Consider the following 18,617-nt stretch of genomic DNA (forward strand, 5'->3'; position numbering starts at 1 on the left):
GGAAGGATGGAGAAAAAGCTGGGGAGTCTGTTCGATGGGATCGGGGGATTTCCATTGGCGGCAAAAAGAAATGGCATACGGCCTGTGTGGGCGAGTGAGATAGAAAAGTTTCCCATGGCAGTTACCATGCACCGGTTCCCGGAGATGAAACACATGGGAGACATTACAAAACTGCATGGGGAAAACCTCCCGGTTGTGGATGTGATAGCCGGGGGTTCGCCATGTCAGGACTTATCCATTGCCGGGAGACGCGCAGGACTTGCGGGGATGCGTTCCGGTCTCTTTTTAGAGCAGGTACGCATCATAAAAGAAATGCGCAGGCAGGAGGAAAGGAGGAAAAACAGCAGTGGAAGGAGAGCAGATGTCCCTGTTCGACCTCGGTATATGGTCTGGGAAAATGTGCCGGGAGCCTTCTCAAGCGGAGAACCAAAAGGAGCAGATTTTAAGAGAGTCCTCGAAGAAGTCTGTGGTATATCGGAGGAGTCCGTATCTTTACCTGGATCGCCGGATGGGGCATGGACTCCTGCCGGGATTATTCTGGGACAGGAATTCTCTGTTGCTTGGAGGGTACTGGACGCTCAATTTTGGGGAGTCCCCCAGAGACGCCGAAGAATCTTCCTTATCGCAGATTTTGGAGGCCACAGTGCCGGAGAGATATTATTTGAGTCCGAAAGCGTGTGGAGGCATTATCAGGAGAGCAGGGAACAGAGGAAAAAAGCTGCCGCCGATCTTGGAGGCGGCACTTTTGATGCAGGCACAGGAGCCGACATAGTGTGTCTGATGGATCAGGGAGGACAGCGGATGGATGTGTACCGGAACCTTATCGGTACACTTCTGGCACACAGTTCAAGCACACCGCCCATTATCATGGCGAGCAGTCAGGCAAATGCAGAAATCGGGATCGGATATTGTCCGACCATTACAGCAGCGGCAGGGATGGCAGGCAATAACCAGCCGATCCTGTTTGACAATCACGGACCGGACACCCGCTACAGCGGACCGGTGAAAGTGGCACAGACCATTACTTCTGCACTGGGGACGGGAGGCAACAATACGCCGCTTGCTGTTCATGGAGAACCCTACTGCATCGCCGGAAATGTCATCAACCGTCAGGATAAAAACGGGGGAAACGGCTGCGGCTATCAGCAGGGAGTCAGTTATACGCTGACAACAGAGGACAGGCACTGTGTGGCATACACGGATGACCTGCAGAGAAAAAAGCGTGTGAGGAAACTCATACCGCTTGAGTGTGAAAGACTTATGGGATTCCCGGACCACTGGACGGACATTCCGGGAGCAAGTGACAGTGTCCGGTACCGGGCATTGGGAAACAGCGTGGCAGTGCCGTGTGTGGAATATATCCTCTGTGGCATTGCTTATTTTTTAGAAAGACAGGAGGGAGAACGGGATGTACATATACCCGGATAATCTGAAATCGAAAGCGAGTATGTGGCTGTGGGAGCTAAAAGACCTTGCAGTGACAGGAATCATCGTACTGATATCCGTGTTTGCATTTGCCTATGCAAAACTGTGGTTCCCGATGGTGATAGCAGGTGTATACGCATTTTTAACGATACAGGTGGAGGATACCACCATCTTAAAATTTATCCGCTATGCATGTGCGTATTTTTTGGTGGAACAGCAGCATTATGAATGGAGGTATACCGCAAATGAAACGGAAGAATGAACAGTCCACAAGGGATCTGATGGGGACAAAAGAACTGTCGGATTACAGCATCCGCACCTACCGGAAGGACGAGCTGGTCTATTTTCTGATCCAGCCGAGCAACCTGTCCGTGTTGTCGGAGGAGAGCCTTTCCGCAAGAATCTATGGACTCATGACGGTATTAAAAGGCATCACGGAAATCGAGATGATGTGCTTAAATTCCCGTGAAAATTTTGAGGACAACAAAAGATATTTAAAGAACCGCGCGGAGGAAGAAACCAACCCGACTGTGCGGAAACTGCTGGAACTGGATGCAGGACACCTTGACCGGATGCAGGTGCAGATGGCAACGGCGAGGGAGTTTTTACTGATTATCCGGCTGAGAAACCAGAAGGAGAATGAGGTGTTCGCTTACTTAAACCGTATCGAAAAAATGCTGGTGGAACAGGGATTTACATCCAAAAGAGCGGATGAGGAGGACATGAAGAGGATACTGGCTGTTTACTTTGAACAGAATGTCACAACGGAAAAATTTGAAGAATTTGATGGAGAGAGGTGGATCATTTTAAATGAATAACAACAGAAAGAAAAAAACACAGACACAGACACCGGGGGAAGAGAGGCTTAAGAGTTTTCTTGACATGATCGCACCGTCCGTCATCCAGTTTTACACGGATCATTATATCTGCGGGAATACGTTCCGCAGTGTCTGGGCACTCCGGGAATATCCGACTGCAACGGATGAGCAGGCGATCCTGCGCCACCTTGGGGAGAAGGATGGCGTGACACTGCGTATCTATACCAGACAGGTCACACCGGCAGAGGAGAAAAAAATCATCAGCAATGCGGCAAATAAGAACCGCATGAAGCAGGGGAATACAGAAAATTTACAGGAGACAGTCACGGCAGCGAGCAACCTGCAGGATGTGACCAACATCATTGCGACCATGCACCGCAACAGGGAGCCGTTGCTGCATACGGCTGTGTATCTGGAGTTATCCGCAGCGGACATGAATAAGTTGAAGTTGTTGCAGACCGAAGTGTTGACAGAACTCATCCGTTCCAAACTGAACGTGGATAAGCTGCTGCTGCGCCAGAAGCAGGGGTTCCTATGTGTGCATCCGGCTGGCAGGAATGTCTTTCTGGAACAGTTTGAACGTGCGCTTCCGGCTTCGAGTGTGGCGAACCTGTTCCCGTTCAACTACTCCGGCAAGACCGATAAGAACGGATTTTATATCGGGAGGGATAAGTTTGGAAGCAATGTCATTGTAGATTTCAACCAGAGAGCGGATGACAAGACCAATGCCAATATCCTCATCCTTGGAAACTCCGGGCAGGGAAAATCCTACCTGTTAAAACTGATACAGACCATCCTGCGGGAGTCCGGGATGAAAGTTATCTGCCTGGACCCGGAGCATGAATATGTGGATTTGACCGGAAATCTGGGAGGCTGTTTTGTGGATTTGATGAGCGGGGAGTATATCATCAATGTGTTAGAACCCAAAACATGGGATGAAAACGGCAGCCCGGAAGATACAGAGGCACCCTATGCGTTCCGCTGTTCCTCAAAATTAAGCCAGCATATTTCCTTCTTAAAAGACTTTTTCCGAAGCTATAAGAATTTTACGGACAGCCAGCTTGATACGATAGAGATCATGTTAGCGAAACTTTATGAGAAGTGGAACATAGGGGATGATACGGACTTTGGCAGGCTTACGCCAAAGGATTACCCGATCCTGTCTGACCTTTACGATCTGATGGAGGAGGAATATAAGCATTACGATGCGAAGAAGAAACAACTGTATACCGCAGAGCTTCTGCAGGAAATCTGTCTTGGACTTCACTCCATGTGTAAGGGAGCGGAGTCCAAATTTTTTAACGGACATACAAACATCACGGACAGCAGTTTTCTGACTTTCGGTGTCAAGGGACTGCTTCAGGCGAGCAAAAATGTGAAGGATGCCATGCTGTTTAATGTGCTTTCCTACATGTCCAATGAACTTCTGACCAATGGGCATACGGCAGCCTGCATTGATGAGTTTTATCTGTTCCTTACCAACCTGACCGCCGTGGAATATATCCGCAACTTTATGAAACGTGTACGTAAAAAGGACAGTGCCGTCATCCTTGCCAGCCAGAATCTGGAGGACTTCAATATCGATGGAATCCGGGAGTACACGAAACCGCTGTTTTCCATCCCAACCCATGTATTCCTGTTCAATGCGGGAAACATCGATTCCAGATTTTATATCGATACCTTGCAGCTTGAGCAGAGTGAATACAACCTGATCCGTTATCCGCAGAGGGGCGTGTGCCTCTATAAATGCGGCAATGAACGTTACAACCTCATGGTACATGCACCGGAGTACAAGGAGAAACTGTTCGGAAGTGCCGGAGGACGATAAGACAGGGAAAAAGGAAGGAGGGATGCCAGACTATGGACATGAGGGAGCAGAAATTCGGCATTGAGATCGAGATGACAGGCATTACCAGACAGCGTGCTGCGGAGGTCATGGCAGCCTATTTTTCCTCTGCGGCCAGCTATGACGGTGGAAGCTATGAAGTGTACAGTGTCAGGGATGCGGCAGGCCGTAGGTGGAAAGTCATGTATGATTCCAGCATTGAGGCGCAGAAAAAAGGCGGCGGTTATGCGGGGAGTGAGTACAAGGTAGAATTTGTTTCCCCCATCTGTGAATATGCGGATATCCCTGTCATACAGGAACTCATCCGGCAGCTCCGGCATGCAGGTGCAGTGGCAGGAAAGAATACAGGCATCCATGTGCATATCAATGCGGCACCCCATGATGCAAGGACACTGCGGAACATCACCAACATCATGTACAGCAAGGAAGATTTGATCTATAAGGCACTTCAGGTAGATGTAGAGAGGGAGCATCGTTACTGCCAGAAGGTGGAAGAGGACTTTTTGCAGGAACTGAACCGGAAGAAGCCAAAGAGTCTGGAGGAAGTGAGCAGGATCTGGTACAAGGGGGTTGATGGAAGGCACAGGCATTACCATGAAAGCCGTTACCACTGTCTGAATCTGCACAGCGTGTTCCAGAAGGGAACGATTGAGTTCCGGCTGTTTAACTCCACCACCCATGCAGGAAAAATAAAGGCATATATCCAGCTCTGCCTTGCCATTTCTGCGCAGGCATTGAACCAGAAATGTGCCAGCCGGATCAAGACTGCCAGCACCAACGAAAAATATACATTCCGTACCTGGCTGTTAAGGCTGGGAATGATCGGGGATGAATTTAAGACGGCGCGGAAGTTTCTTCTGGAAAATCTGGAGGGCGGCATTGCATGGAAGGATCCGGAACAGGCAGTGAGACAGAAGGAAAGACTGCGTGCGATGAAAGAAAAGAAAGAACTGGAAACCGGAAATGCACAGCAGGCAGACAGCATGGAAGAAGAGGTGCCGGAGGATGCACAGGGAATGAACATGACCATGTAAAAACAAAAACGCAGAGAAAGGAAAAAGAATATGAATATGACAGGAAGAAGATATATTGCATACGGCTCGAACTTAAACCGGGCGCAGATGGCACTGCGCTGCCCCGATGCAAAGGTGGTAGGAACCGGGGAAATCAAGGACTATGAGCTGTTGTTCCGTGGAAACAGGAACGGGGCGGTAGCTACGGTGGAGCCGAAAAAAGGAGAAAGTGTGCCGGTGTTGATCTGGGAGATCAGTCCGAGAGATGAGTTTAACCTCGACCGTTATGAGGGATATCCGAGACTGTATGGAAAAGAAATGCTGGAAGTGGAGATGGATGGAAAACGGGAGAAAATGATGGCATATACCATGACGGAGGGGTATGCCATGGGAGTCCCTTCGGAATATTACCTTGCTACCATCCGCACCGGATATCAGGAGGCGGGATTTGATGAGGATGTTCTGATGGCAGGTGTTGAAAAGAGCAGGGAACGAATGAAACAGGAGATGGAAGCAGAGAGAATGGAGGAAGCACCATGGAGCCAGCAACTGCCGCTCTGATCGCAAGGGCAGCCATAGCAGCCGGAACCAATAAAAAAGTGTGGACAGGGATTGCCTCCGTACTGGCAGCCCTGTGCCTTCCGGTCATCCTTGCCGTCATGTGCTACATCAGCATTGCCTCCGGCGGAACAGAACATAACCGGGCGGCAGTGCATCTGGCATTCGATGGAGGGGAAGTACCGGATGGAATGCCTGCGGATTATCAGGCTTATGTCCGCCAGATGCAGGAAAGTTTTGCGGAGCTGGATGCCATATTAGATGACATCGATGGCATGACAGAAGGGGAACTGTGCGACAGGTATCTGGTCAAATCCGTTTTTTATTCTCTGTATTTCGGCGCAGACCGGGTACGGCTTGAGACGGATGATTATAAAAAATTTGCAGACTGTTTTGTGGATTATGAGGAACGGACACAAAACGCAGAGCAGGAGGACGGGACCGTCACGCTGGGAAAATATACCGTGGCAGTTGCCATTGGGGATAAGACAAAAATCTTCCAAAAACTTGCATCCGACTATGGAGTTACCGCAACTTATGAACAACAGTCCAATGCAGTTAATGTGTGGTATGTGGCAAAGTATGACACGGCGGCCCCTACAGAGGGGGATGAATTTTCCGACTGGAGCGGCTGGAACGGGGCAGGGGATATCCCTGTGTATGATCTGCCGGCCAATGGGAAAGGAAGTGATATCGTACAGCTTGCATTATCGAGACTGGGGCATCCGTACTCGCAGGCACTCCGCGGAACCGGAAATTATGTCGACTGCAGTTACCTGACGCTGTGGTGTTACAGGCAGATAGGAATCTCCCTGCCGGGAACGGCGGCAGAGCAGGGAAGATATATGGTGGAGCATAACCTGACGGTTGCAAAGGAATCACTGCAGCCGGGGGACCTTGTGTTCTGGAGCCACAAACCAAACGGAAGATACATGAACATCACGCATGTGGGAATCTATGCCGGAGACGGCATGGTCGTGGATGCGTCCTATTCCAAAGGGAAGGTGGTGTACCGTCCCCTGTTTGATAACGATAAGCAGGTACTGTATGGCAGGCCACAGTAAATTTTTTGATGCCGCAGGCATCTGTTTTCCGCCAGAAAAATGGAAATGAAGGAGGAGCGATATGGCAGAAAAAGAAATAAAAATCACATTTGCCGGGGAGAAACTGGAGGCATTAAGTTTTTTTCTGGCAGAGCAGGGAGGAAAAACCGTGGAGGAGCTGTTGAAGAGCCATCTCGATAAATCTTATGAGAAAAATGTTCCTGCACAGGTCAGAAAATTTGTGGAGAGTAGAATGGAAACTCTACAGGAGACAGCAAATCAGGAGCAGGAATCCCAGAGAACGGGAGGCACAAGACAGCAGAGAGCATCCGGCAGACGGAGCAGGGAGACACAGAATCAGGAAGGGCAGCCGAGAGAGCCGGTGCCGGAAACCGTGGAAGAGACAGCAGAAAATACGATGAACATGGGAATGTGAGGCGGATAAGTGAACGGATATGAAGAGAAAATAAAAGACCGTCTGTTTCTGGAAGTGTGCAATGCGGCAGGCAGAGAGGAATGGGACGGACTGGCGCATCAGCAGAAGGAAAACCTCATGCTGGTATGCCGTCTCAGCGGGTATGACGAAAAGTTTCAGAGGGACTGCGGACTTGTCACCAGAGAGCAGATGGAGCATTGGGGGATAGAAGAAGAGGTGCTTTTTCAGGATGCATGGGCAAATATGTTTGCAAAACGTCCGCCGCTCCTTATGGATTTTGAGGATGCCTACGGGCATCACTATGACCAGAATATCCTTTCGATGGAGAAAAAACCGGAGAGAATCTGGAGGACGGATGCCGACTTTCATGTCCTTACCAACAACATGGATCATGGGGCGGTGTACATGATGGACGAGGCAACGCTGCAAAAATCAGCAGAAAAGCTGGATGGAAATCTGATCGTCCTTCCGGCATCCATCCACGATGTGTATCTTATGGTGGAGCGGGAAGGCCTGGACATGGAACGGTTGAGGGATGGGGTATATGGAGCAAACAGGGCGTTCCCGGAGGCAGATTATCTGTCCGATGAGATTTACCGATATGACAGGGATACGCACAGGCTGTCTGTCATACTGGGGAGCGTGCAGGAAGAGCAGGCAGGAATGGTGCTGTATCAATAGTGTGTTTTTCTGAAAATAATTTCAACTGAGAGTTTAAATTTGGAGGTAAAGTGATGAAACAGGCAGTCGTTACAATCAAATATGATGAGGAAAAGTTAAATGCTGTGAAACAGTATATGGGAAAAAAGGACGCAGATTTTGATGCGGAACTGAAGGAAGTCCTTGGAAAAATGTATGAGAAATATGTGCCGCAGGCGGTCCGTGAATACATTGAAAGCAGAGGGGATGTGCCGCCTGCAATCAAAAAGGCAAACCGCCAGCAGGGAAAAAACAGTGCGGCATCCGGCAGTGCTGCGGAGAATGAGTAGGGAACGGAGGAAGCATGGACAAGATAAAGATTCTGAAAGTAGAGCCGGGGAAACCTCCCTGTGTGAAGGAGATTGCGAATGACTTTAAGGCAAGTCAGGAAGAGGTGGAGGGAGACATTGAGTGCGTTGGTTTGGGAGATGGATGTGTGGCAGTAATCAACGCTGAAGGAAAAATAAATGGAATGCAGCCGAACCGCAGGAATGGTGATGACATCATCTGCGGTCCATTTTTTATCTGCGGGGATATCCCGGACGGTGATTTCATTTCCCTGACAGAGCAGCAGATCGAGGAATATACCAGACGATTTGGAGAGATTGAGCAGTTTACAGGGCAGGAATCGGAACTGGAGCCACATATGACCATTCTCGCTTTTTAAGAAAGTGACAGGACAATGGAAGGAAAACGGCACAGACACCGCCGTGTGAGCCTGCGTGTGGCAACGTGTGCCGTTATTCTGCAAAACTGGATAAAGTGACCGACTAGGCTGTATTATGCCCTGTATGAGCCGATTTGGAGAAAATAGCAGAAAACCCGGAGTGCGGAGGCATCCAAGACTCCGAAAATGGGGATGAAACGGGGCTGTAAAACAGGGTCGAAAATAGTGCAGGTTAAAGGGGTTATGCCGCAAAAGAGCGGCTTAACCCGTCAGACACCCACCGGCAGAGCCGTTGGGCAGTTCTAAGCATGGCATAACTTTTTTGGAAGATTCGGAAAGGTTATGCCATTTTTATTTTTGTTACAGCGCAATCAGGCAGTAAAGGCCGGCAGAAGTTATGCCTTTTGCGGAAACAGGGAAAAAAGTCTATAGACAGAGGAAAAAGAAGGAGGAAATGAGTAGTCCCATGGGGTGAGGTGCGCACCACTACCAGAATGGGACGATGAAAGTATTGGAACTATTTGCAGGAACAAGGTGTTGTATGCTCTAAAAGACTTCTTAATCAAGCGGTTGGGAAGTCTCTTAGAACACACAACCTAAAACCGAAGAAAGGAGCGCAAGTTATGAGAAAAAACGAGAAAATCACAGCTCTGTACGAACGACTGAGCCGTGATGACTTTGGCAAAGATGATGACCAACAGCGTGAGAGCAATTCCATTTCCAATCAGGAGTCGATTTGTCAAGGGGATATTTCGCATTGCAATACGGCTTTGTAAAAACAGAGGGGTGTCAACCCCTCTTGGCTGCATAGTGCTACCTGCCGAAGAAGGCAACCGTCCCCCCCTCGGAGAGCGCACGACTGCCGCAGGCAGTAGCACCGCCCACTTTTGAGTGGTGAGTAAGTGCGCCCTTAGACGGATTAAATTGACTATCCTTTTGAATATTGATATAATGTGAGCGTAAGCTAAATCAAAAATTTCTTAACAGACAAATTTAAGAAGGAGTGATTCAGATGAAAAAGAAAACTAAGACTGTAATTGGTGTTATCCTTGCAGTAGCTCTGGTAGCTGTCTTGGTAGTTGTAGGATTTATGACTTACCTGGGAATTACCTGGACAAACAATCATGAATTCGGAGAATATGTCAGCAAGGAAGGTCCTTGGGGAATGACTGCTACATGGGTATCTGAGGATAGCAGCAGTTATCTCGTTTGCAAAAAGGAGAATGATGAACCATTTGCCAAGGTTACAGCCTATTTTCAGGGGGTGGATGGTTGGCAAGCCTATGAACTGCATGGCAGAGACCGGATTGCTTATCTGAATACTGTGGAAAACGATACAACCATTGATAGCACCAGCGGAAATATGAAATTTGATGGAACTACATTTACCATTACAGATTTAGATAAAGAAATCTTCGGCACAAATGAATTTAATTATGTTATCACTGATAAGGAGTTCAGCCCCGATTAAAGTGCCAGAACTATTCCGATACGGTGGAAACATAACCGATGGAAAAGCGGAAACAGTGTATGCTATTACGTTGAGAACACCCGAAAGCCGAGAAACCAAATAATCGTTACTCTACCAATGGTTTATGTCCATATCGAAAAGGTTGATGTGAGAATAGAATAATTCTGTTCGACTTATTCCGATTATTCTAACAGATTTGCTCAGCACAAGGAACCCTGCGTGGGGGCAGATATATTTGCAAAGGATTTTACATAAAAAGCTGCTGAACAATCCAGAAAAGGAGAGTTTCAGCAGCTTTTTCATACTCTGTACTGTGTGCCCATCAAGAAAATACTGGATTCTATTGATTGACCACCGCCTTTCGGCTGCATACATTCACCACAAATGAGCCGCCAGCCGTTATGTATTCAGGTGGCAGAAACCACCCTTTACAGAGTACATCACAAAAGGCTATGTTGGAGGAGTTCGCCGCACGGCAGGGCTTTACGAACATTGTCCATTTCACGGACGATGGCATTAGTGGTACTTGCTTTGACCGTCCCGGATTTTTGGCAATGATGAAAGAGGTTGAAGCCGGGAATGTGGAGTATCTGTGTATCAAGGACATGAGTCGCATGGGTCGTGACTATCTGAAAGTCGGTCAGATTATGGAAATCCTGCGTCAGCGTGGCGTTCGCCTTATCGCCATCAATGACGGCGTGGACAGTGCCAGAGGGGACGATGATTTTACCCCTTTCCGCAACATTATGAACGAGTATTACGCCAGAGACACCAGCCGTAAAATCCGTTCCACTTTCCAGTCCAAAGGCAAGTCCGGCAAGCACCTCACAGGCACGGTCATTTACGGCTATCTCTGGAACGAAGCCAGAGACCAATGGTTGGTTGACCCCGAAGCCGCAGAGGTGGTCAAGCGTATCTTTGCCATGACGATTGAGGGCTACGGTCCGTATCAGATCGCCAGCAAGCTGAAAGAAGAAAAAATTCTCATTCCGTCCGCTTACCTTGCCCAGCACGGCGAGGGCGTGAACAAGAATAAGACTTTCAAAGATGTGTACGGCTGGGGCGAAGCAGCTCCCCTCACAGGCTTGCTTTATTGTGCCGATTGCGGCGGCAAGATGTATGTCCACCGCACCAATAACGGCAAGCGCATTTCTCAATACACCTGCTCACAGTACACAAAAGTTCCTTGCGGGACACTCTGCAAGACCCAGCACCGTATCAATGAAGATGTGGTACTGTCCCTTGTCTCTGAAATGCTGAAAGCCATTGCAGAATATGCCAAGCATGACAGAGCCGAGTTTGTCCGTGTGGTGCAGGAAGCACAGTCCAGCCAGCAGACGGCAGAGGTCAGGAAACAGCGGACACGCCTTGCCACAGCAAAGCAGAGAGTTTCCGAGCTGGAAGTCCTGCTCTGCAAAATCTATGAGGACAACATTTTAGGCAAGCTGTCCGACAGCAGATACGCCACTCTGGACGCTCAATACGAAAAGGAACAGTCCGAGCTTACCGCTGAAATCTCTGTTCTGGAAAAGGCTGTCAAGAGCTATGAGAAGCACGAAAAGGACGCTGACCGTTTTATCGCTCTGATTGGTAAGTATGAGAACTTCGACAAGCTGACCATTGCCATGCTCAACGAGTTTATCGAGAAAATTCTTGTGCATGAGCGTGACCGCAAAGGAAGTATACAGACCACACAGGAGGTTGAGATTTACTTCAATTTTGTTGGGCGTTTCGTTCCCCCGGCGTTTGGAGAAGTGGAGCTGACCCCGGAGGAATTAGAAGAAATCCGCAAGCGAGAGGAACGCAAGGACAGACTTCATCAGAACTACTTGAAGCGTAAAGCCAGCGGAGCGCAGAAGCGATACGAGGATAAAATCAAGGAGCGGAAAAAGGCAGAAATCGAAGCCAAGAAAGCCGCCATTCGTGCAGAGGATATTGCAAAGGGCGTATTCGTCCCTGTCAGCAGTTTACCGCAGAGAGAGCCAATGAAAGGAGTACAAACAGCATGAATATCACTTACACACAGAACGGAGATTATCTTATCCCGAACATTGTTATCCGCAAGAGCAAGCCCCTCGGACACTACGGCAGACTTCGCAAGGCGTATCTGGAAATGCACCGCCCGATACTGTTCAATGAACTGGTACTATCCGACAAGCTCTTTGAACATTGCGCCGAGATTGAAGAAGCGGCACGAAACCGCATGGAGCTGATCGTGCCGAAGCTGGCAAAGCAGTACGGCGTGACCGAAAGGCTGAAAGCCGAAAACCAAATTGAATGGGTGCGGCAGATGAACGCTTGCAAGGCACAGGCAGAGGAGATTGTGAAAGCGGAATTGATTTATGATTGAGCGAGGAAGTCCGGGCAGAAAACTGTTCGGACTTTTCTCATATAGTCCAAAGTTGCGGTAGAACTGTTCACAAGTTTTATGGTATAATTTGAATACAAAAATTAAGCAACAAATCAGAAGTTGTGGAGGTGCTTTATGAACGAGAGAGAAAAAATTATCCGATTATGGTTTGATATGTGGATTAAGAAAGCAGATTTAGGAATTGACAATATTTTTACAGATGATGTTGTATATACTGAGAGTTGGAGTCCTAAATATGAAAACCGCAAAACGGTAAAGCACTGGTTTGACGAATGGAATACACGTGGAAGTGTTCTTGTCTGGGAGATTAAGCAATTTTTTCATCAAGGCAATCAAACAATCGTGGAGTGGTATTTTAAAAACAAAATGAATAATGGAAATGTTGAAGAATTTGACGGAATATCTTTAATTGTATGGACACAGGATAACAAAATAAAATCATTAAAAGAGTTTGGTTGCAATCTTCATAATTACAATCCATATCGAGATAGTGATATTCCCGTATTTCGAGAAGAAAAAGCAAATTGGTTTTGAGAGGACTATAAATTCCAGTTGTGCGCCCAGCTAAGGGTGTGTAGTCAAGCCGGTGGGATTCCGGTTTATCCAAGGTTTAGCCAACCAGATAATAGCGAGTCTTGGGATGATGCCGGTAACGGCATCTGACAAGCGTAGACAGCAAGAAAGCAGGGTTGAATAGTGATTGAGCTTCGAAACGTTAACTTCAGTCGGTCGACGTCTTAACTGGTGCGGAAGACAATATCATGTAATGCGATATGGCGAGTATTATGTGGCACTGCGGAGTCAGAGAACCAATCATGTTTTACATTGTGAATACACATCAACTGGGGAGAACCTGCCATTTCTCGAAGAAGAGTATGAAGTTGCAACTGAAAACGGAGGATTTCAAATGAATGGTAGGTGGTCGGACAATCCCATAGTACTGTAGAAATCGGGCAATGCAGATGGAGGGAAGGGGATTGCATAGTAAAGGTCTTACTGAGGACACATTATCCGTACTCAGGGACGGAGGAAATAATGGAAACGAAATTAGTAAGAATAGCTGAGATATCGGCAACATCAAAACATCCTATATTTACATCAGTGTACCACTTGATAAATGAAGATATGCTAAAGCAATGCCATAAGGAATTAGATGGGAACAAAGCAGTCGGAATTGACAAGGTAACTAAGGATGAGTATGGGAAGAACCTTGATAGAAATATCAAGGAACTGGTACAGAGGTTGAAAAACAAATCCTTTAAGCCACTTCCGTCACTGAGGGTATATATACCTAAAGGAAATGGAAAGAAACGACCATTAGGGATTGCTTCCTATGAAGATAAGATTGTACAAATGGCAGTGAAGAAAATACTGGGAGCTATTTATGAACCGAGATTCCTAAACTGCATGTATGGATTCAGACCGAATAGGGGGTGTCACGAAGCAATAAAAGAAGTATACCAACGGATAAGCTATGGAAAAATCAGCTATATCGTAGATGCCGATATCAAAGGTTTCTTTGACCATATCGACCATGATTGGATGATGAAGTTCCTTGAATGGAATATACAGGATAGGAACTTATTGTGGCTAATACGTAAATACCTTAAAGCAGGAATAATGGAGCAAGGAAAATTCGAGCCAACAGAGGAAGGTTCGGCACAAGGCTCAGTAATGAGTCCGATGCTTGCAAATATATACATGCATCATGTGCTGACGCTGTGGTTTAAGCTGGTGGTGCAAAGGGAAATGCAGGGAGAGTGTTTTCTCGTCAACTTTGCGGATGATTTTGTTGCAGGATTTCAATATAAGTCAGAAGCTGAAAGATACTATAAAGAGTTAAAGGAACGAATGGAAAAGTTTGGACTGGAGCTGGAAAGTAGTAAAAGCAGACTGATTGAATTTGGGAGATTTGCAGAGCAGAATCGTAGAGCAAGAGGAGAATGTAAGCCTGAAACATTTGATTTTCTGGGATTTACCTTCTACTGTAGCAAAACCCGAAAGGGAGGTTTCGTGCCAAAGGTACAGACTTCAAGGAAGAAGTTTGAGCCAAAGGTTAGAGCATACAAGAACTGGATTTACGATAATCGAAATCGACCAATGCGAGAAATAATTAAAGAGTTGAACGTAAAACTAATTGGACACTATCGGTATTATGGTGTTACATGGAATTTTCGGAAGATAACAACATTCCTGCATAGAGTACAACAGTTTCTATTCAAAGCCATGAATCGGAGAGGTTGTAGACGGGCATACACATGGAATGGATTTGTGGAAATGCTCAAGTATTACCCGTTAGCAAAACCTAAAACGTACTATTGTTTATATTGAAGCGAATGTTACTATGAGGAGCCGTATGCGGGAAAGCCGCACGTACGGATCTGTGAGGGGCTAAGATTGAGAGGTCTTAGTCTACTCGACTGTCGCACTGATAAAATCCCTTTAGGAACTAAAGGGCGCACTTCTATACTCTCTGTCGAGAGTAGTGCGTCCTGCGGAGCTTCATTCTCCGTCAGCAGAAGAAAACTGCATGACCGAGAATGTTGCGTCACTTCGTTCCGTCAAGGTGGCTACACCCCCTTGCGCCGCTAAAGCGGCTATCCCCTGTGGACTTGCCGTCCGCAAACGGTTTTGACAAACCGTTCGCCGCCAGCAAGTTTGAAAATCAAGAATCTTAATTTGATAAAGGAGTGTGATTCTATGAAAAAGAAATTACCCATAATCCTCTTGGTTGTTATTTTGGCTTGTGTGTTGGTTTTCGGTTTCCTTTATGCAAACAATGACATTGGTAAAACCGCAAACAGTTTAGAAGCAGACATTCGCCAATCTCAAAAAATTTTGGATGATTGGATTGTTGATGGAAGCATTTCCGACACAATGGCTGCATTTATTTCTTACCCACAGGACAAGACAGACCACACTTTTTCTGTCTATGTAAATCGCCCTGGCTTGTCTTTTGGATATTTCTTCCGTGGTGGTGGAGATATAGTTGAGGTTGATGATTACATTGCAGAGTTTGTTGTTGAGGGAAATAACGAAAGGGCATTTATCTCAATGAATACCCAAAATATTGTTCGACTTGAAGTAGATGATGGCAACGGCATTCAGGTGATTGATATTGATAGTGGCAAGCCTTTCGCCATTGTCCTGCCCCTCAATGTAGGAAACATCTGTTTCTATGATACGAATGGAAATGTTGTGGAATATCTTCGCCAACAACTTTGACCAACTTCAATTTACCGAACTGAACACAACAACTGAATACCGAAAATCAGACCGTTGACTGGTCGCACTATGCGAAAAGTTGACGGTCTTTTTTTGTCCGCAAAATCAAAAAAGGAGGTCAATTACAATGACAAAACCGAAAACCCTTGAACAGCTTCGAGCCGAAAAGGAACGAGCCGAGACGCAGCTTGCACAGGAACAGCACAAGCTGGAGCGTCTGGAGAACAGAAAGAAGTATCTGGAGAAAGGCGAACGCACCAAGCGCACCCACCGCCTTTGCAATCTGGGCGGAACGATTGAGAGCCTTGCCCCGGAGGTCAAAGATCTCACACGCACCGAAATGACAGAGCTGATGGAACACATCTTTTCTCTGTCCGAAGTCCAGCGAGCCGTCCGTCACATGGCGATTACCCACATCAACCAAGCGAGCAGAGGAAAGGAGCAGAAAGCCGATGGCAATATTCCACTTCACCGTCACCCAGACCAAACGCAGTAAAGGTCAGTCCGCTATCGCTTCTGCCGCCTACCGTTCCGGCGAAAGGCTGTATAGCGAGTATTACGGCGAGTACAGCGACTACACCCGAAAGGGCGGCGTGATATGCTCCGACATTCTCCTGCCGTCCCATGCACCGAAAGAATACGCAGACCGTCAGACCCTATGGAACGCCGTGGAAAAAGCCGAGCGTGGAAAGACGGCACAGCTTGCATACAGTTTTGAGATTTCCTTGCAGAATGAGTTTTCCCTTGAAGAAAACATCGCTCTGGCAAGGAAATTTTTGTTGGAGCAGTTTGTGAGCCGTGGCATGACCGTTGATGTTACAGGAGGATTTTGAATGAACAATACCGCAACCAACAGCACCACTTGCCCGACTGTCAGAAAGCAGATCGGCAAGACAACCTATATCGTCCGTGTGCATTTCAGCCAGACCGCAAAAGAAACGATGGAGGACAAAATCAAGCGTCTGCTCCGTGAGGAAGTCCGCAAAATGTGACTTCTTTTTGAATTTGATGAAAAAGTCCTTGACTTTTCGTCTCTGGAGCATCGGGAAAGCCTTTGAACAACGGGGACATGAAGTATTCAGTGTGGAATGGTCAAAAGATTTTGAAAACATTGATCTGTATGAGGAAATCAGCAAGGTGACGGCGGAGGATATCTTAAAACTTTTTGGAAAACCGGATGTCATCTGCTGCATACAGCCGCCGTTATCCGGCGATCTGCCAGCAGATCGACGCAGACCCGGAAACGGGCTGCAGGGAATTTGACATTGAGAAAGACCGCATCTCTTTCCGTCTGACCGTCCCATACAATGAGGAACGCCGGAGAACCGCCAGCGAAGCAGCGAAAGCTAACGCAAGCAATCTCACGCGAGGTGTGGTATAATTTTTTTTGAAAAAGTTTGAAATTTGATGTAGTATTCGCTGCTAAAACCGTAGTATATAGGTGAAGCCGGAAAGGAGGCGGTGTGATGATAGACGATGAAAAAATCATAGAAATGTTTTTTGAGCGTTCAGAACAGGGCATGCGGGAACTGGACATAAAATACGGAAAAGTTTGCCACAAGCTTTCCTACCATATCGTAGGGAATCGGTGGGACGCGGAGGAATGTGTAAATGATGCTTATTTAGGCGCATGGAACGCCATTCCACCAGCACGACCTAATCCGCTATTGTCTTATCTTGTGAAAATCGTTCGGAACATTTCACTCAAAATCTATTGGAGAAAGGAAGCAGCCAAACGAAGCAGCCATTACACGATTGCTTTGGAAGAAATTGAAGCCTGTATAGCAGCCCCGAACACAGTAGAAGCAGAAATTGACGCCAGAGAATTAGCACGTAGCATTGAAAGTTTTTTGGACACGCTGACTACCGAAAACCGCGTTATCTTTATGCGACGCTATTGGTTTGCTGACAGCTACAACGACATAGCCGAGTTTATGGGGCTTTCGGAGAAAAACATCTCTGTCCGGCTGTCCCGTATCCGCGAAAAAATGAAACACTACTTGATTGAAAGAGAGGTATTCATATGAACGCAAAGAAGTTTTCCGACGCTATGAGCGAACTTGATACAAAATATGTCGATGAAGCCCTCAGCTACAAGAAGAAAGACAAAATGCCCATTTGGGTAAAGTGGGGAGCTATTGCAGCTTGCTTGTGCTTGATGATGCCATTGACCGCATTTGCCATTGATATAATTCAATATAATGCAGCGGTTGATTATCTCAATTCTCTCGGCATTGCTGTTGAAGATTTGAGCGACTATTCTCATAAAGAAATAAAAGAAGCTGTGAAAACGATTGACGCAGGAGAAAGTAGCCCGTTGACCGAAGAAATCCGTAGTCTAATACCAGAATACAAAGAACCAATTGATACACCGACACAGGTAACAGCCGAGCAAATTAAACAACTAACACCAACAATGACAAGAACAGACATTCTTTCTCTTTTAGGTAACACACAAGATATTGGATCGGGTATTTATATATATCTTTACGAAGTAGACCAACAATACCTGCTACGTATTCCTTTTGCAAGCGATGAGGCACAATTAGGTGTAACAGGAGAAGATTTGCTAAAGGCATTGGTTCCTATTTGTGGAGATATTGTTCCTATGGTCTATGTAAATGATACGCTTTATCGAATCGTTGACCCTCAACCTAACTTCGCAGATGAAAAAAGTTCTTTCAATTTGTTAGGAAAAATCGAAAGTACAGTTAGTTCTTCGGAAGAACCAAAAGAAAATTTCCAAGCAAATGATGATATTGTAGGAGCTGCGGTTTATCAGTATGGCGATAGCATTGTCGTTGAAATTGAGGGAAAATACTGGTTATATGAAAACTATCATAACACAGACCTCGACGGAACCTCAGACTAATAGGTCTCACCCCAAAAAACAGCCATACTTCTAATGAAGAAGTATCAGAACAAGGCTTTCTTGCAAAGTAAATAAGTTTTCCCTATTTTACAAGGGCAGCCGAGAAAATCGACTGTCCTTTTTCTATGTCTATGAGCAGAAAGGAGAGACCAACCATGACAAAGCCAAGAGAG

Annotated in this window: 22 protein-coding genes and 3 pseudogenes; all 25 read left to right on the forward strand. The window is 46.7% G+C overall.

All coding sequences use genetic code 11. The annotated features are described in order from the left end of the window. The first annotated feature begins 6 nt into the window (after nt 1-6). Entirely contained in the window at nt 7-1,428 is a 1,422-nt protein-coding gene (locus DXD06_RS04880) for a DNA cytosine methyltransferase (RefSeq protein ID WP_117830853.1), read from the forward strand. After that, a complete protein-coding gene (locus tag DXD06_RS04885) occupies nt 1,409-1,687 on the forward strand; it encodes a hypothetical protein (RefSeq protein WP_015519971.1) in 279 nt (92 codons plus the stop codon). The genes DXD06_RS04880 and DXD06_RS04885 overlap by 20 nt, the downstream gene beginning before the upstream one ends. After that, complete coding sequence (locus DXD06_RS04890; protein ID WP_117830854.1) at nt 1,671-2,243, forward strand: hypothetical protein; 573 nt, start codon at nt 1,671-1,673, stop codon at nt 2,241-2,243. Before DXD06_RS04885 ends, DXD06_RS04890 begins: the two co-directional genes overlap by 17 nt. Then, nucleotides 2,236-4,071: a VirB4 family type IV secretion system protein gene (locus tag DXD06_RS04895; RefSeq protein ID WP_117830855.1), complete on the forward strand. Its 1,836-nt coding sequence runs from the start codon at nt 2,236-2,238 to the stop codon at nt 4,069-4,071. Before DXD06_RS04890 ends, DXD06_RS04895 begins: the two co-directional genes overlap by 8 nt. Nucleotides 4,072-4,103: 32 nt before the next feature. Then, nucleotides 4,104-5,123 (forward strand): amidoligase family protein, encoded by a 1,020-nt coding sequence (locus DXD06_RS04900; protein ID WP_117830856.1) that lies wholly within the window; start codon nt 4,104-4,106, stop codon nt 5,121-5,123. Between the two features lie 30 nt (nt 5,124-5,153). Then, the gene (locus DXD06_RS04905; protein ID WP_117830857.1) at nt 5,154-5,663 is read left to right on the forward strand and encodes a gamma-glutamylcyclotransferase family protein; all 510 of its coding nucleotides are present in this window, start codon (nt 5,154-5,156) and stop codon (nt 5,661-5,663) included. Then, a complete protein-coding gene (locus DXD06_RS04910) occupies nt 5,639-6,724 on the forward strand; it encodes a C40 family peptidase (RefSeq protein ID WP_117830858.1) in 1,086 nt (361 codons plus the stop codon). The genes DXD06_RS04905 and DXD06_RS04910 overlap by 25 nt, the downstream gene beginning before the upstream one ends. 61 nt (nt 6,725-6,785) lie before the next feature. After that, nucleotides 6,786-7,139, forward strand: a complete 354-nt coding sequence (locus tag DXD06_RS04915; RefSeq protein WP_117485267.1) for a DUF6103 family protein — start codon at nt 6,786-6,788, stop codon at nt 7,137-7,139. Between the two features lie 9 nt (nt 7,140-7,148). Continuing rightward, a complete protein-coding gene (locus DXD06_RS04920) occupies nt 7,149-7,820 on the forward strand; it encodes a DUF5688 family protein (protein ID WP_117830859.1) in 672 nt (223 codons plus the stop codon). A 53-nt stretch (nt 7,821-7,873) separates the two neighbouring features. Beyond that, a complete protein-coding gene (locus DXD06_RS04925; protein WP_015519964.1) occupies nt 7,874-8,128 on the forward strand; it encodes a DUF6103 family protein in 255 nt (84 codons plus the stop codon). A gap of 14 nt (nt 8,129-8,142) precedes the next feature. Beyond that, nucleotides 8,143-8,505: a DUF3846 domain-containing protein gene (locus DXD06_RS04930; protein WP_117830860.1), complete on the forward strand. Its 363-nt coding sequence runs from the start codon at nt 8,143-8,145 to the stop codon at nt 8,503-8,505. Nucleotides 8,506-9,032: 527 nt separating this feature from the next. Continuing rightward, nucleotides 9,033-9,248 (forward strand): annotated as a pseudogene (locus tag DXD06_RS17930) (hypothetical protein); the annotation flags it as partial. 269 nt (nt 9,249-9,517) lie between these two features. Next, nucleotides 9,518-9,976 (forward strand): hypothetical protein, encoded by a 459-nt coding sequence (locus DXD06_RS04940; RefSeq protein ID WP_117483095.1) that lies wholly within the window; start codon nt 9,518-9,520, stop codon nt 9,974-9,976. Nucleotides 9,977-10,413: 437 nt separating this feature from the next. Continuing rightward, nucleotides 10,414-11,985: pseudogene (locus DXD06_RS04945) on the forward strand (DUF4368 domain-containing protein); the annotation flags it as partial. Further along, entirely contained in the window at nt 11,982-12,326 is a 345-nt protein-coding gene (locus DXD06_RS04950; RefSeq protein WP_117830862.1) for a TnpV protein, read from the forward strand. The pseudogene DXD06_RS04945 and the gene DXD06_RS04950, both read left to right, overlap by 4 nt. 135 nt (nt 12,327-12,461) lie before the next feature. Further along, nucleotides 12,462-12,881, forward strand: coding sequence for a nuclear transport factor 2 family protein (locus DXD06_RS04955; protein ID WP_006573504.1), 420 nt, complete (start codon nt 12,462-12,464; stop codon nt 12,879-12,881). Between the two features lie 232 nt (nt 12,882-13,113). Further along, nucleotides 13,114-13,293 carry a hypothetical protein gene (locus DXD06_RS04960; protein WP_003020292.1) on the forward strand — a complete coding sequence of 60 codons (180 nt, stop codon included), beginning with the start codon at nt 13,114-13,116 and terminating at the stop codon, nt 13,291-13,293. Nucleotides 13,294-13,382: 89 nt separating this feature from the next. Next, nucleotides 13,383-14,678 (forward strand): group II intron reverse transcriptase/maturase, encoded by a 1,296-nt coding sequence (gene ltrA / locus DXD06_RS04965; protein ID WP_117830863.1) that lies wholly within the window; start codon nt 13,383-13,385, stop codon nt 14,676-14,678. A 369-nt stretch (nt 14,679-15,047) separates the two neighbouring features. Next, nucleotides 15,048-15,572 carry a hypothetical protein gene (locus DXD06_RS04970; RefSeq protein ID WP_117830864.1) on the forward strand — a complete coding sequence of 175 codons (525 nt, stop codon included), beginning with the start codon at nt 15,048-15,050 and terminating at the stop codon, nt 15,570-15,572. A gap of 127 nt (nt 15,573-15,699) precedes the next feature. Further along, nucleotides 15,700-16,068, forward strand: a complete 369-nt coding sequence (locus DXD06_RS04975; protein ID WP_117830865.1) for a DUF3847 domain-containing protein — start codon at nt 15,700-15,702, stop codon at nt 16,066-16,068. Continuing rightward, a pseudogene (locus DXD06_RS04980) lies at nt 16,025-16,387 on the forward strand (MobA/MobL family protein); the annotation flags it as partial. The gene DXD06_RS04975 and the pseudogene DXD06_RS04980, both read left to right, overlap by 44 nt. 18 nt (nt 16,388-16,405) lie before the next feature. After that, on the forward strand, nt 16,406-16,564 hold the full coding sequence (locus DXD06_RS04985) for a transposon-encoded TnpW family protein (protein ID WP_081016876.1): 159 nt from the start codon (nt 16,406-16,408) through the stop codon (nt 16,562-16,564). 91 nt (nt 16,565-16,655) lie between these two features. Further along, nucleotides 16,656-16,835 carry a hypothetical protein gene (locus DXD06_RS04990; protein WP_199535197.1) on the forward strand — a complete coding sequence of 60 codons (180 nt, stop codon included), beginning with the start codon at nt 16,656-16,658 and terminating at the stop codon, nt 16,833-16,835. Between the two features lie 203 nt (nt 16,836-17,038). After that, nucleotides 17,039-17,599: an RNA polymerase sigma factor gene (locus DXD06_RS05000; RefSeq protein WP_117830867.1), complete on the forward strand. Its 561-nt coding sequence runs from the start codon at nt 17,039-17,041 to the stop codon at nt 17,597-17,599. Further along, nucleotides 17,596-18,444: a hypothetical protein gene (locus DXD06_RS05005; protein WP_117830868.1), complete on the forward strand. Its 849-nt coding sequence runs from the start codon at nt 17,596-17,598 to the stop codon at nt 18,442-18,444. Before DXD06_RS05000 ends, DXD06_RS05005 begins: the two co-directional genes overlap by 4 nt. The last annotated feature ends 173 nt before the right edge of the window (nt 18,445-18,617 follow it).

This window comes from Roseburia sp. TF10-5 (genome assembly GCF_003462365.1).
Taxonomy (GTDB): domain Bacteria; phylum Bacillota; class Clostridia; order Lachnospirales; family Lachnospiraceae; genus Roseburia; species Roseburia faecis.

Bases quoted from the DNA above. Each gene is read 5' to 3' on its own strand.
- DXD06_RS04880 (WP_117830853.1), top strand. From the start codon at position 7: ATGGAGAAAAAGCTGGGGAGTCTGTTCGATGGGATCGGGGGATTTCCA.
- DXD06_RS04885 (WP_015519971.1), top strand. From the start codon at position 1,409: ATGTACATATACCCGGATAATCTGAAATCGAAAGCGAGTATGTGGCTG.
- DXD06_RS04890 (WP_117830854.1), top strand. From the start codon at position 1,671: ATGAAACGGAAGAATGAACAGTCCACAAGGGATCTGATGGGGACAAAA.
- DXD06_RS04895 (WP_117830855.1), top strand. From the start codon at position 2,236: ATGAATAACAACAGAAAGAAAAAAACACAGACACAGACACCGGGGGAA.
- DXD06_RS04900 (WP_117830856.1), top strand. From the start codon at position 4,104: ATGGACATGAGGGAGCAGAAATTCGGCATTGAGATCGAGATGACAGGC.
- DXD06_RS04905 (WP_117830857.1), top strand. From the start codon at position 5,154: ATGAATATGACAGGAAGAAGATATATTGCATACGGCTCGAACTTAAAC.
- DXD06_RS04910 (WP_117830858.1), top strand. From the start codon at position 5,639: ATGGAGCCAGCAACTGCCGCTCTGATCGCAAGGGCAGCCATAGCAGCC.
- DXD06_RS04915 (WP_117485267.1), top strand. From the start codon at position 6,786: ATGGCAGAAAAAGAAATAAAAATCACATTTGCCGGGGAGAAACTGGAG.
- DXD06_RS04925 (WP_015519964.1), top strand. From the start codon at position 7,874: ATGAAACAGGCAGTCGTTACAATCAAATATGATGAGGAAAAGTTAAAT.
- DXD06_RS04930 (WP_117830860.1), top strand. From the start codon at position 8,143: ATGGACAAGATAAAGATTCTGAAAGTAGAGCCGGGGAAACCTCCCTGT.
- DXD06_RS04940 (WP_117483095.1), top strand. From the start codon at position 9,518: ATGAAAAAGAAAACTAAGACTGTAATTGGTGTTATCCTTGCAGTAGCT.
- DXD06_RS04950 (WP_117830862.1), top strand. From the start codon at position 11,982: ATGAATATCACTTACACACAGAACGGAGATTATCTTATCCCGAACATT.
- DXD06_RS04955 (WP_006573504.1), top strand. From the start codon at position 12,462: ATGAACGAGAGAGAAAAAATTATCCGATTATGGTTTGATATGTGGATT.
- DXD06_RS04960 (WP_003020292.1), top strand. From the start codon at position 13,114: ATGCGATATGGCGAGTATTATGTGGCACTGCGGAGTCAGAGAACCAAT.
- ltrA (WP_117830863.1), top strand. From the start codon at position 13,383: ATGGAAACGAAATTAGTAAGAATAGCTGAGATATCGGCAACATCAAAA.
- DXD06_RS04970 (WP_117830864.1), top strand. From the start codon at position 15,048: ATGAAAAAGAAATTACCCATAATCCTCTTGGTTGTTATTTTGGCTTGT.
- DXD06_RS04975 (WP_117830865.1), top strand. From the start codon at position 15,700: ATGACAAAACCGAAAACCCTTGAACAGCTTCGAGCCGAAAAGGAACGA.
- DXD06_RS04985 (WP_081016876.1), top strand. From the start codon at position 16,406: ATGAACAATACCGCAACCAACAGCACCACTTGCCCGACTGTCAGAAAG.
- DXD06_RS05000 (WP_117830867.1), top strand. From the start codon at position 17,039: ATGATAGACGATGAAAAAATCATAGAAATGTTTTTTGAGCGTTCAGAA.
- DXD06_RS05005 (WP_117830868.1), top strand. From the start codon at position 17,596: ATGAACGCAAAGAAGTTTTCCGACGCTATGAGCGAACTTGATACAAAA.